Consider the following 12106-nt stretch of genomic DNA (forward strand, 5'->3'; position numbering starts at 1 on the left):
CTCACACCTTGAGCTGGGAGACGGGATCCGCCGCCAGCGCCGCAAACACATCCTTGACCCGGCACTCCTCGCACATCAGCAGCCGCTGGGCGGCCTCGTTCTGGAAGTGGGAGTGACCGGCCAGTTTTTGCTGGATGCGGCGGATAAGGGAGGCTGGCGCAAACGGCTTGGCGCAGCGAATGCAGCAGGCCGCCTCTTCGGCTTTGAGGCTCTGCACGGCGCGGCGCGCCTCGGGCACCGGTTGCAGGCGGGGCACCAGCACGATGGCCTGCTCGGGGCACGCCTTTTCGCACATGCCGCACTGGATGCAGTCCTGCTCGATAAAGTTGAGGCCGGGGGCATGGCCCACCGCATGCAGGGCGCGGCTTGGGCAGACCGCCACGCAGCCCATGCAGAGGGTGCAGTCAGCGTCTTTGAGCTCCACGCTGCCATAAGGGGCGCCGTGGGGCACCGCCAGCGGCTCGCGGCGCCCTTCGTTGGCTTGCCAGAGCGCATCGAAGGCGGCAAACAGGTTTTCCCGCTTATCCCCCTTGAGCGGCTTGTCCAGCAGAGCAAGGGCCGGCTCACCGGAGAGCGGCTTATCTTGCTCGGCATCCGGGTTAAACAGGCCGATGCGATCGGCAGCAAGACCGGCGCTGGCCAGCAGCACGGCTGCGCTCGCCAGCTCCCGCTCCACCAGCGCCCGCACACTTGCGGGGGCATCGTCGCCCAGTGCGATGCGCACCGCGCTGGCGCCATAGGCAAGGGCAGCGAACCAGCTCTCGATGCCCAAACTCGCGCTCTCCTCCACCCAGACCGGCAGCCAGTTGGCGGGCAAACGGGTGAGTTCGGCTTCCACCCGTTCGCGCTCACTTTCACTGGCGATCAGCAGTTGCGGCGCGTCGCCCCCGGCTTCCCGGTAGTGCTTGAGCAGGCGGAAGAGGTAGTCGCCGCTGGTGTTGGCGTCGGGCTGGTGATAGCCAATCGCCCCGGTCGGACAGGCCGAGGCGCAGCTGCCAAAGCCCTGACAGAGATGGGGATCGATCTGGATGCGACCATTGACAGGCTTGAGCGCATCGGTCGGGCAGACATCGAGGCAGCGGCTGCAACCGGGCACGCCGCGGGCGGTAAAGGCACAGGCCTCGGGGTCGAGGCGAAAATAGCGCGGCTTGTCGAAGATGCCGGTCAGCGCACAAAGTTCGGCGAGTCGTTCGGCCAGGTCAGCGTCATCGGAAAGATGCAGATAGCCGACTGGCGGGCGCTCCAGCGCAAACAGCGGGACGCGGCCCAGATCGGCCACCAGATCGAAACGCGGTTCGCCATTTGCAGCGGCCTGCTGAGTAAAACAGAGCGCCGCCAGAGAAATACGTTCACCCTGACCATTGAGGCCGGTGAGCTGGAACTGACCGAGATACCCGGTCAGGCTTGGCTCGCGCAGGGTCAGGGCATCCAGGGCGGCGGTAGCCTCGAAGATGGCCTCGAGATCCGCCGCCTCGGCGTCATAAACGGATTCGGTCACCAGCAGGGTCGGCATCACGCCTTGGGGCAGCAGGCTGGCGGCGCGGCGAATGCAGTCTTCCGGGCCGACCAGCAGCAGGCGCCCCTGACTCTGGTAGGAGACGGTGGCCGGGATCAGGTTGTCGGTCTTGACCGTATGCTGCAGAGCATGGGCGCGGGCATGTTCGTTGCGCGCGGCCACGCCATCGGCGGTCAGAGTTGCGACGGATGTTGTTATGGGTTGTTCGATGCTCACATGCACTCCTGTGCGCGCCACCTCGTGGGATGGCGTGCTTGTTGGTCAGCTGGGAGAGCAAGAGCCGAGCCAACTCCCCCAGGAAAAAAGTGACTGGCAGGGAGTCAGGATCCCAAATGCTCCATTCCCCCACCCTTGGTTGGGACATTTTGTCCATCATGGTCAACCAAAATGTCCCGATCGTCGGTGGGGTTTTGAGAATGGTTATCAGCCAACCTTTGCGGTTCGCTGGTTATGGCCGTGGCGGCCACCGTCGCCGGTTCGGGTGCGGCAGCGGTTGAGTGAGGGGCTTCGCCATCGGGCGCCGTCGCCTGCTCCACCAGCCAGTTGCGCAGCCCGGCGCTCAGGGCCGCTGGCAGCAATTCGGGCTGGCTGAAATCCTGGGTGTAGTCGTCGAGCCCATCCGGCTTATGGCTGCGAAACATGGCGCGCAGCGTCTCCTTGTCGGGGAGTGCTGGCTTCTCTGAAGGGGCCGTCTTGAGCTCTGATCCGCGCTGCTTGGCTTCTTCAATGGGGAGAGGATCATCACTCCCCTTGTCAGTGCTGACTACGCTGCTATCCAGCGCAGTATCTGGTATTTCACCTTCGCCACTGCCTTCGATAGGGGTCGCAAGCGCCTCAGGAGTAGCCTCTTCTCGTGGCTGCAATGGCTGATGCTTGCGCGCCTCACTCTTGCGAGATGACCAGCGCTTGAGGAACTCACTCATGGGCGCTGTTTCCGGCCTTATTTCCGGCACTGGCTCCGGCGTCGCTGCCACGCTCGCGGCCATCGGGGCCGGTGGCCTTGACGGCGCCACAGCTGGCTTGATCCTGGCTATCGACACCCAGCTGATCCTGCGCCCGCCCCTTGCCCTTCTTGCCCTTGCGACGGGCCTCCAGCAGCTCGCCGTGACGACCGATAAAGGCCTCCACCCAGGCTTGCAGCGCTTCGGGCAGCGGGTAGGAGAGCACCTGCCGCTCGCCATCCATATAGGCGGCGGCCACGGTCTGGCTCAGGGTGAGGCCATCGGCCACAAAGCCATTGTCTACGCGGCTTCCGGTGACAAAGAGGCGGGGCGAGCCGGAGCTCAAATTAAAGCGATAATCCCCCCGCTCATCGCGAAACAGGGTAAGGGGCAAGGCGCCGGTCGCCTCGGGCTCGGCGGGATGGAGCGCCGCTATCTCGAAACGGCGGCTCTGCCAGCGGCCAACCTGGCTGTCGATGGCCTTTAACTCCAGTTGCAGCCAGCGCTGCGGGGGCAAGGTATTGGTGGTGTCTTGCACTGTCACGGCTCCCATCAGAAGGTCTCTGCCGGGCCGCCCTCCCCCGTGATCCACCCCGTTCGGGGCGGGTTACGGCAGGAGATTCAGGGCAGCCACGGCCATCAATGGGATAAGACATAGCAAGAGTGGGGCCAAGGCAGGTTTGGTAGTTGATGGTGGCTTTGATACGGGTTGGGTCGTCGTGCGGGATATGGGTTGGCACAGGCGTAGGTTGGTGCAGAGCGCAGCGAAGCCCAACATGCGGAGTAAGAGTAATCCGCCAGAACCTAATCGACAGGGATAGCAATAATCGAATAACACCAAATTATCCGATTACTGCCTTGCTTAAAGCGCTGGGCTTCACTTCGTTAAGCGCCAACCTGCGGTTCAACCAAATATGAGAGATTATTCATTTCTTTATTTTAAAGACCATCTTGTGATTTTGACTATCACTTCGATAATCAAAGCTATATTCGTTGATTGGATATGATATCCCATTCTCATTAAAGTCCTGACAACTTATATTCCCCCACATATCTTCAAAACAGATAGAAAATAACTTTACATCTAGCTTTAGGTCACTTAACAAGTATTTACCCAAGCTACTCTTAGACAACGTATTTGATATACCAGACAAGAACGAAAGCTCTACATTATTTGATATATGCTCAGAGTCACACTCAATACCTATCCATTTGTGAATGGTAAATTTAACATCACTATACTTGATGCCATTTACACATACATCATTGCTTTCTAATGACCTTGTGTGATTATTTAATGCAAGGACAGCTTGAATTAATGCTGCAAATTCAACCCTTCCCATTTTTGATAGTGTCTGCTCATCTAATATCATGCCTCTCAAAATCTCAGCGACATCCTCCACTTTTAAATCAGACATGCTACTTTGGCACATTTCAAACCATTTTCTGTTACTAATGAAATCCTTAAGGTATAACTCTTCGGATGTTTTATAGTAATAACTCTTATTGGAAGTACATAGCACTGTAATAGATGGGTTTACAAAAAAATCTTTTTTATTCTCCATATTATAATAACGCAATAACTCACTACCTTTTATATCTGTTGAAAATGAAAACAATACTGTAGGTGATGAACCTCCAATAGTCTTGAAGTTGGTAAATTTTCCTAATGTGGTTCTTAGCTCATTGGCATTTAATTTCGTCTTAACTTCAAATGCATATTTAACAGCTTCTACAGGACGAAAGATAAATCATTTTTTATATATGGCGGTAATATTTCATCATCATATATGATGATATCTGTTTCATTTGATTGTTCGTTTATTGCATTTTCGATGATTCCTCGTGTTATCCGATATCTTTGAGGAATAACATCTTTGATTAAAGAAGACAATTCACCTTCATTTAACCCACCTTTTATACCATTATGGACAATATCTTTGTTGACTTCAAAACCGCCTTTGAGATATTTTATTTTTTCATTTATTTTTTTAGATATTATCGCCATAACTCCCTCATATAAAAGCACGAAAAAATATGATATTTTTCATTTTGACGAAATATATCGTCAATTCTAATAAAAATCCATCTGAAATCTTACGTTAAAATATTAAATAGCCATATAAACAGTCAAAAAATACACCTAATACAGAAATAATATTTCTTTCCCCTGTTGGAACAAAACTTGCTGTGCCCCTCCCCTTAGATCCCGGCAACCGGTCGCGAGGGGCCCATGACACCGACCTTTATCAAAAGCAATGCTGCCGCCCAGCTCACCATGGCCGTCGAGGTGATGGATGAGCAGGGGCAGCTGCAAACCCGCCAAATCGCCTGTGAGCGGCCACTGACGGTCTACCTCAACTGGAAGGAGATCGTAACCCTGATGACTCTGGGGGCACGCCCCGAAGCGCTGGTGCTGGGTTATCTCAAAAATCAGGGCTTTATCGAGGACATCGGGGCCATCGAGTCGGTGATCGTCGACTGGGAGAGCGAGGCCGCCGCCGTGGTGAGCAGCCAGCAGGCCGCCGATCTCGACAAATCCTTGGAGAAGAAGACGGTCACCTCCGGCTGCGGCCAGGGCACCATGTATGGCAGCGTGATGAAGAAGCTCGAAGGGGTGGTCTTGGCGGCGCCGGAACTTAAACAGAGCACCCTCTACGCCCTGCTCAAGGCGCTGTCGGCCCATAACGAAACCTACAAGATGGCGGGCGCCGTGCATGGCTGCGCCATCTGTCGCGGCGCTGAAATCCTCTCCTTTGTCGAGGATGTGGGGCGCCACAATGCGGTGGATACCCTGGCGGGCGAGCTCTGGATGCGCGGCGAGGCTGGCCACGACAAGATCTTCTACACCACCGGGCGGCTCACCTCGGAGATGGTGATCAAGGTGGCGCAGATGGGCATTCCGGTGTTGCTGTCGCGCTCCGGCGTCACCCAGATGGGGCTGGATCTGGCCCGCCAGCTCGGCATCACCATGATTGCCCGCGCCAAGGGGCGCCACTTCGAGGTATTCAGCGGCCACGACCAGCTGGTGCTGGACGAGAAGCCGCCGGTGCTGGCACCCAGTTCGGCCGGTCGCGGGATGCGGGATTAAGCCATGAACGAGTTGATGAGTACCCAGCAGATCGCGCTGTATCTCGATCAGACCAGCCAGAGGGTCAAACGCAAGCCATGAACGAGTTTATGAACGTGAAGCAGGTGGCCGAATACCTCGATCTCAACGAGAAGAAGGTCTACCAGCTCGCCAACGAGGCGCGCATCCCTGCCACCAAGGCGACCGGCAAGTGGCTGTTTCCGCGATCCCTGCTCGATCGCTGGCTGCTCGGCAGCTGCCACGAGGGGGTGATGAACGACCGCCTGCTGCTGGCGGGCTCCGACGATGTACTGCTCCACTACGCCAGCAGCCGGCTGGCCCAACAGCTCGGCACCCAGGCACTGGTGGGCTACACCCCGTGCGGCACCCGGCAGGGGCTGGCGATGCTGGCGCGCGGCCACGTGGATTTGTGCGCCATCCACTGGGGCCAGGCCGAGGAGGCCCACCTGCGCCACCCGGCGCTGGTGCAGCAGTATCAGGGCCACCGGCAATGGGTGATCGTTCATGGATTCAGGCGGGTGCAGGGGCTGGTGCTGCGCCGGGGCTTGCAACCGAAAGAGGCGAGACAGGCGCTTGACTGGCGCTGGGCCATGCGCCAGGAGGGGGCCGGCAGCCAGCGCGCCCTGCAGGAGTGGTTGCAAACTCAAGGGGAGTCGCTGACCCGGCTGGAGCGCACCCTCGAGGTCAACAGCGAGCGGGAGCTGGCCGCCGCCATCAGCCGCGGCGATGCCGACGTCGGGCCCGGTGCCCAGAGCACCGCCACCGAGTTCGGCCTCGACTTCATGCCGCTCTCCCAGGAGTGCTTCGATCTGGTGATGCCGCAGGGGGTCTTCTTTCGCACCCTGCTGCAGCAGCTGATCGGCTGGCTGCAATCCCCCGAGGGGCGCGAGCTGGCGGCCCGCCTCGGCGGCTATGACCTGACCCAGAGCGGCAAGCTGGTGTGGAGCCCGCAGTAAGTATCCCCTCACTCGCCCGTAAAAAAGCCCGCCAGTATTGGCGGGCTTTTTTGTGCCTGAAGTGGTTAAGACAGCTTGTCGTCACCGGCCTCACGCCCTTCCTCATTGAGGGCAATGCGCACCCTTCAAGTTCGGCGGGCTTTTTTGTGGCTGGCGTGGTTAAGACGGGTGGTCGCCACCGGCATCACGCCCCTCGGCGTTGAGGGCGATGCGCCACCCCTCCAACCGGGCGCGCTCGCCGCCGCTGGCCAGCTGGGCGTGGCTGCGCAGGCGGATGGTAAAGCAGCTGCCCTGCCCCGGGGTGGAGTCTACCAACAGCTCCCCGCCCCAGCGGCTGATGATGCGGTGGCTCAGGGCCAGCCCCAGCCCGGTGCCGGTGGCGCGGGTGGTGAAGAAGGGGTCGAAGATCTTGTCGATGATGGCGGCCTCGATGCCGCTGCCGTTGTCGATGACCCGTACCTCGGCTCCCTGCAGGGCCCCGGCGTCATCCAGCCAGTCGCGGCTCTCGACCCGGATCTCCCCCTGCTCCCCCAGCGCATGGCTGGCGTTGACCAAGAGGTTGATCAGCACCTGAAGCAGCTGCTGGCGATCCGCCTCGATGGGCTGCTGGGCCCTGAGATCGGCCACCAGGTTCACCTGTTGCTGGCGCAGGGCGGAGCGCACCAGGGTCAGGCTCTCCTCTATGATGGGGGTGAGGTGCTGCCACACCGGCGCCGTCTCGTAATCGCCGGGGCGGGAATATTGCAGCAGGCTGCGGGTGATGGCGCGAATGCGCTCGATCTGGGCCAGCACCAGCACCAGCTCCTCGCTCACCGGCGCGGCCGCCTCCCCCAGCTCCAGTTTCATCAGCTCCACGTTGCCGAGGATCACCGCCAGCGGATTGTTGATCTCGTGGGCCACCCCGGCGCACAGCTCGCCGAGGGCCGCCAGCTTCTCGCTGATGAGCAACTGCTGGCGGGCCTGGGTCAGCATGTGGATGTGGTGCTCGAGCTCGGCGGTCTTCTGCTCAAGGCTCCGGGTGCGCTCGGCCACCTTCTGCTCCAGCTCGTCGGCGCTGCGGGCCAGCTGCTGCTGGTGCGCCGCCTGCTGGTCCAGCATGGCGTCGAACTGGCGACCGAGCTGGGCCAGCTCGTGGTCGGGGTCGAGGGCCAGCACGCCGATGCGGGCCGGCTGACCCGCCTGCACCTGGCGCACCACCTTGTGCATCCGCTCGATGGGGGTGAACAAGTCCCGCGCACCGCGATAGACCAGCAGGCCGGAGAGCAGCAGCAACACCACCACGCCGGAACCCAGCTCCAGCAGGTTGGTGAGGTAGGTGCGGATGATGGGCCACTCGAGAAAACCGACGTAGAGCATGCCGATGCGCTCGCCATTGACCCCCAGCAGCGGCTCGTAGCCCGACACATACCAGGCGTCGTGGACAAAGGCGCGGTCAATCCAGGGCTCACCGCGCCCCAGCACCTGCTCGCGCACCGGTGCCGACACCCGGGTGCCCACCGCCCGCCCCAGCTGGCGACTGCTGCTGGCGGGCACGTTGGTGCTCACCCGCAGATCGCCGAGAAACAGGGTGACGGTGCCGATGCTGCCGGCCGGCAGGGTGTTCTTGGCGAACACCTGACCCTTGAGCTCATCCACCAGCCGGGTGCTGCCGTTGATGAGCTCGCCCCCCTCCAGCACGCCCCAGAGGCTGCCGTCCCGCCCCATCACCGGGGTCAGCGAGAGGCTGACCAGGCCACGGGTCTCCTGCCCCGCCACCGGATCATATTCCCGCTCCAGCACGGCGCGGCTGGCCAGCGCCGGCGAGAGCGCCAGCAGTTGCTCCCGCGACCAGACAACAAAGTGGCTGACGCTGCGCCCGGCGGCAAGGGCCGCGCGATCCTGCGCTGGCAGCAGATCCAGCTCGCTGCCGCTGCGCAGGCGCAAAAAATCGAGGCCGTAGTTGGCGGCCAGCGGCATCACCCATTGGCGCAAGCGGGCGGGGGATTCGCGCAGTTGCAGCTGGAAGGCCCAGGCATCGCGCAGGTGTTCGAGGTGCTCGGCCTGGCGCTGCTGCTGCACGCTCACCGCGTGGTGGGCAACGCCAAGGTCGCTGCGCACCGTGGTGAGCAGGTTCTGCCAGCTGTAGGTGAGGGTCCAGTAGAGGGTGAGCCCGATCATGCCGGCCAGGGTCAGCATGATGGGCACCGAGGTGAGCAGCAGCAGACGCCAGCGCACCTTGGTTCTGAGCAACCCGGGGATCTGCGCCAGCCTCATGACTCACTCCGACGGCAACGGACGAGCCGGCTCATTCGATGGCCCACTCCTTGAACTTGCGCTCCAGGGTCTTGCGCGCCACCCCCAGTACCCGGGAGGCGGCCGACTTGTTGCCATCATGGCTCGCCACCACCTGCAGGATGTGAGCCTTCTCCACCTCGGCCAGCGCCCACTCCAGCGGATAGCCCTCCTCGCTCCGTGCCGACTCGGCCGGCTTGGCGCTCTGCCAGTATTCGACGGGCGGCTTGCCCAGCAGCAGGCAGCGCTCGATGAGGTTGCGCAGCTCGCGCACGTTGCCAGGCCAGGGGTAGGCCTGCATGGCTACCACGTCCTCGTGGGTCCAGTGCAGGGCGCCCATGCCCATCTCGGCGGTGAGCTGGCGGGTAAAGTGGTGCACCAGGGCGGGGATGTCGTCGATGCGCTCGCGCAAGGGGGCCACCGGCAGCGCCACCACGTTGAGGCGGTAGAAGAGGTCTTCACGAAAACGGCCCGCCTCCACCTCCGCCTTCAGGTTGCGGTTGGTGGCGGCGACGATGCGCACGTCCACCGAAAGCTCCCGCTCGGCCCCCACCGGGCGGATGGCTTTTTGCTCTAGCGCCCGCAGCAGGGAGGCCTGCATGGCGAGTGGCATCTCGCCGATCTCGTCCAGAAAGAGGGTGCCCTGGTGGGCGACCCGGAACAGGCCGTCGCGCCCCTTGCGGGCGCCGGTAAAGGCCCCCTGCACGTGGCCGAACAGCTCGCTTTCCAGCAGTTCGGGCGCGATGGAGGCGCAGTTGAGCGGCACAAAGGCCCCCATCCGGCCGGAGAGTTGGTGCAGGGCGCGGGCCACCAGCTCCTTGCCGGTGCCGGACTCCCCCTCCACCAGCACGGCGGCGTTGGAGGGGGCGACCCGGGCGATCAGCGTCTTGAGCTCGCGGGTCTTGGCGCTGTCGCCGATCAGGGTGGGCGGGAACAGCTTGCTCACCTCCCGGCGCAGCAGCAGGTTCTCCCGCTCCATCTGGCGGCGCTCGATGACCCGGTCCACCGCCTGCACCATCTGATCCAGGTTGAAGGGTTTGAGAATGAAGTCGCTGGCGCCGAGCCGCAGCGCCTTGAGGGCGGTCTCCATGTCGCCAAAGCCGGTCATGAAGATGATGTCGCTGCGCCGGGTAGCGGGGTCGATGGCCTCGTGCCACTCGATGCCGGAGCGCCCTGGCAGGCGGATGTCGGCGATGATGAGATCAAAATGCAGGCGGCAGCGCAGGGCTTCGGCCTCCTCCACGCTGGCGGCCGTCTCTATCTGGGCGAAGCGGCGAGCCAGCGCCTTGGCGAGGAAGCTGCGCATGCCGGGTTCGTCGTCGACGATGAGCAGGGAGAGGGCGGACCAGCGGCTGGCGGGTGCAGTCATGAAAAAAGTACCTCAGATTCGACAAGGTTCCGGGATTGTCCCACCGACCTTATAAACTGTGGGACATTTTGTCGCTAACCGGCCCCAAGTGCCAACTCCGTTTATTAAAAGCGACGGTGCCATCACGCAATTAGTGCACTTAACCGACTGTTTTCACATTAAAAACCGGGCCAAACAAGGCACGCGGCCAGCTTGGCACCCTGCTTGCTTAGTCCTGCCCTCTCTCCATCACCGGGTACCCTGACATCATGATCACAGCCACAGTGCGCAAACGCCTCGCCCTTGCCCTCTCCTCCGCCCTGCTGCTCAGCCTGCCGCTCTGGAGCGCTGCCAGCCATGCCGAGACCAAGGCCCCCATCCGCCTCGCCACCACCACCAGCACCGAACAGTCCGGCCTGCTGGGCTGGCTGCTGCCCCAGTTCACCAAGGAGACCGGCTACCCGGTGCAGGTGATGGCGGCCGGTACCGGCCAGAGCCTGAAGATGGGCGAGAACGGCGACGCGGATCTGGTGATGACCCACGCCCCCTCTGCCGAGAAGGCCTTCGTCGAGGCGGGCTTCGGCATCGAGCCTGAGCACCTGATGTACAACGACTTCGTCATCGTCGGCCCGGCGAAAGATCCGGCCGGTCTTGGCAAGCTGCACGACGCCGCCAAGGCGCTGCAGGCCATCAAGGAGCAGGGGCAGACCTTTATCTCCCGCGGGGACGAGTCCGGCACCCACATCAAGGAGAAGACCCTGTGGCAGGCAGCCGACGTCAAGCCCGAGTTCGCCGGCTACAAGTCCATCGGCCAGGGCATGGGGCCGACCCTGACCATGGCTTCGGAGCTGGGGGCTTACACCCTGACCGACCGCGGCACCTGGCTCGCCTACCAGAGCAAGCTGGATCTCGCCGTGCTGCTGGAGGGTGACAAGCGCCTGTTCAACCCCTACCAGGTGATCCTGGTCAACCCCAAGCGCTACCCGGATCTCAACACCGAAGGGGCCCGTACCCTGAAGAACTGGCTGGTCTCCCAGCACGGCCAGCAGCTTATCGGTGACTTCAAGGTGGCCGGCCAGCCGCTGTTCGTGGCCGACGCCAAGCCGCAGTGATGCCAAGGCCGACCCTGTTCGAGCTGCCCCTGGCGCCCCTCGCCACCTTGAGTGACGGAGGCGCCCGGTGCCGACCCTGATCGAAACCACACTGGCGGCGCTGGCGCTGCTGTTCAGCGGCGATGCCGAGCTGTGGCAGGTGGTGGGGGTCTCCTTCTCGGTATCGGGCCTCGCACTCGGGCTGGTGCTGCTGCCGGCCCTGCTGCTCGGCTTCGCGCTGGCCTACCTGCCGATCCCGGCCCGCTGGCTCTGGCTCTCCTGCATCAATACCCTGCAGTCGGTGCCGACCGTGGTGATTGGCCTCTTGCTCTACATGCTGCTGTCGCGGGCCGGCCCCTTCGGCGACTGGAAGATGCTGTTCACCCAGCAGGCCATGGTGGTGGGGCAGATGCTGATCGCCTTTCCGGTGATCGCCACCATGGCTCACGCGGCGTTCGTGCAGAGCGATCGGCGCGCCTGGGAGACCGCCCGCACCCTGGGGCTCTCCTGGCCCAGGGCGCTGCTCGGGCTGATGCGCGAGTGCCGCTTCGGCCTGTTGGCGGCGGTAATCGGCGCCTTCAGCCGCATCGTCACCGAGGTGGGCTGCTCCATGATGGTGGGGGGCAACATTTTGCACTTCACCCGCAACATCCCCACTGCCATCGCGCTGGAGACCCAGAAAGGGGCCTTCACCCAGGGGGTGGCGCTCGGCATAGTGCTGCTGGCCCTGGCCCTGCTGCTCAACCTGTTGCTGACCGCGTGCCGTGGTCACAGCTATCTGAAGAACTGACCATGGCGCAGCGCACTGTCATCCCTAGCCAAATGCTGCTGACCCCCTCTCTGTCGTGGTCACGGTTATGTGAAGAAGTGACCATGCCCCCACCGTCCATCC

General features: G+C 62.0%; 11 protein-coding genes. 4 read left to right on the forward strand and 7 right to left on the reverse strand.

Annotation, left to right across the window (positions count from 1 at the left end; all coding sequences use genetic code 11):
- Position 1 precedes the first annotated feature (1 nt).
- The 5 genes from ACPW75_RS13425 to ACPW75_RS13445 form a co-directional block, all read right to left on the reverse strand.
- Positions 2-1732, reverse strand: a complete 1731-nt coding sequence (locus ACPW75_RS13425; RefSeq protein ID WP_077097281.1) for a 4Fe-4S dicluster domain-containing protein — start codon at positions 1730-1732, stop codon at positions 2-4.
- Positions 1733-1836: 104 nt separating this feature from the next.
- On the reverse strand, positions 1837-2439 hold the full coding sequence (locus ACPW75_RS13430; RefSeq protein ID WP_179101481.1) for a DUF3306 domain-containing protein: 603 nt from the start codon (positions 2437-2439) through the stop codon (positions 1837-1839).
- Positions 2432-3010 (reverse strand): DUF3305 domain-containing protein, encoded by a 579-nt coding sequence (locus tag ACPW75_RS13435; protein ID WP_077097285.1) that lies wholly within the window; start codon positions 3008-3010, stop codon positions 2432-2434. The genes ACPW75_RS13430 and ACPW75_RS13435 overlap by 8 nt, the downstream gene beginning before the upstream one ends.
- A 373-nt stretch (positions 3011-3383) precedes the next feature.
- The gene (locus ACPW75_RS13440) at positions 3384-3875 is read right to left on the reverse strand and encodes a hypothetical protein (RefSeq protein WP_218668674.1); all 492 of its coding nucleotides are present in this window, start codon (positions 3873-3875) and stop codon (positions 3384-3386) included.
- Positions 3876-4189: 314 nt separating this feature from the next.
- Positions 4190-4465, reverse strand: coding sequence for a DUF6602 domain-containing protein (locus ACPW75_RS13445; RefSeq protein ID WP_218668675.1), 276 nt, complete (start codon positions 4463-4465; stop codon positions 4190-4192).
- A 225-nt stretch (positions 4466-4690) separates the two neighbouring features.
- On the opposite strand from ACPW75_RS13445, the gene ACPW75_RS13450 reads away from it, so the two are divergent.
- Positions 4691-5548, forward strand: a complete 858-nt coding sequence (locus tag ACPW75_RS13450; protein ID WP_077097287.1) for a formate dehydrogenase accessory sulfurtransferase FdhD — start codon at positions 4691-4693, stop codon at positions 5546-5548.
- Positions 5549-5637: 89 nt separating this feature from the next.
- On the forward strand, positions 5638-6504 hold the full coding sequence (locus ACPW75_RS13455) for a helix-turn-helix transcriptional regulator (protein ID WP_029299489.1): 867 nt from the start codon (positions 5638-5640) through the stop codon (positions 6502-6504).
- 159 nt (positions 6505-6663) lie between these two features.
- Here ACPW75_RS13455 and ACPW75_RS13460 read toward each other — a convergent pair whose 3' ends face one another.
- Both ACPW75_RS13460 and ACPW75_RS13465 read right to left on the reverse strand, forming a co-directional pair.
- Positions 6664-8757: a sensor histidine kinase gene (locus ACPW75_RS13460; protein WP_077097289.1), complete on the reverse strand. Its 2094-nt coding sequence runs from the start codon at positions 8755-8757 to the stop codon at positions 6664-6666.
- A gap of 31 nt (positions 8758-8788) precedes the next feature.
- Positions 8789-10144: a sigma-54-dependent transcriptional regulator gene (locus ACPW75_RS13465; RefSeq protein WP_077097290.1), complete on the reverse strand. Its 1356-nt coding sequence runs from the start codon at positions 10142-10144 to the stop codon at positions 8789-8791.
- Between the two features lie 248 nt (positions 10145-10392).
- Here ACPW75_RS13465 and ACPW75_RS13470 point away from each other — a divergent pair, with 248 nt between their 5' ends.
- Positions 10393-11235 (forward strand): substrate-binding domain-containing protein, encoded by an 843-nt coding sequence (locus ACPW75_RS13470; RefSeq protein WP_042065688.1) that lies wholly within the window; start codon positions 10393-10395, stop codon positions 11233-11235.
- A gap of 67 nt (positions 11236-11302) precedes the next feature.
- Positions 11303-12004 (forward strand): ABC transporter permease, encoded by a 702-nt coding sequence (locus tag ACPW75_RS13475; protein ID WP_016351543.1) that lies wholly within the window; start codon positions 11303-11305, stop codon positions 12002-12004.
- Positions 12005-12106: the final 102 nt, after the last annotated feature.

The sequence above is a fragment of the Aeromonas sp. FL131 genome (genome assembly GCF_049860615.1).
In the GTDB taxonomy this organism is placed as follows: domain Bacteria; phylum Pseudomonadota; class Gammaproteobacteria; order Enterobacterales; family Aeromonadaceae; genus Aeromonas; species Aeromonas hydrophila.

Coding starts and splice junctions, on each gene's coding strand:
- ACPW75_RS13430 (WP_179101481.1), bottom strand. CDS start 2,439: ATGAGTGAGTTCCTCAAGCGCTGGTCATCTCGCAAGAGTGAGGCGCGC.
- ACPW75_RS13435 (WP_077097285.1), bottom strand. CDS start 3,010: ATGGGAGCCGTGACAGTGCAAGACACCACCAATACCTTGCCCCCGCAG.
- ACPW75_RS13440 (WP_218668674.1), bottom strand. CDS start 3,875: ATGTCTGATTTAAAAGTGGAGGATGTCGCTGAGATTTTGAGAGGCATG.
- ACPW75_RS13445 (WP_218668675.1), bottom strand. CDS start 4,465: ATGGCGATAATATCTAAAAAAATAAATGAAAAAATAAAATATCTCAAA.
- ACPW75_RS13450 (WP_077097287.1), top strand. CDS start 4,691: ATGACACCGACCTTTATCAAAAGCAATGCTGCCGCCCAGCTCACCATG.
- ACPW75_RS13455 (WP_029299489.1), top strand. CDS start 5,638: ATGAACGTGAAGCAGGTGGCCGAATACCTCGATCTCAACGAGAAGAAG.
- ACPW75_RS13460 (WP_077097289.1), bottom strand. CDS start 8,757: ATGAGGCTGGCGCAGATCCCCGGGTTGCTCAGAACCAAGGTGCGCTGG.
- ACPW75_RS13465 (WP_077097290.1), bottom strand. CDS start 10,144: ATGACTGCACCCGCCAGCCGCTGGTCCGCCCTCTCCCTGCTCATCGTC.
- ACPW75_RS13470 (WP_042065688.1), top strand. CDS start 10,393: ATGATCACAGCCACAGTGCGCAAACGCCTCGCCCTTGCCCTCTCCTCC.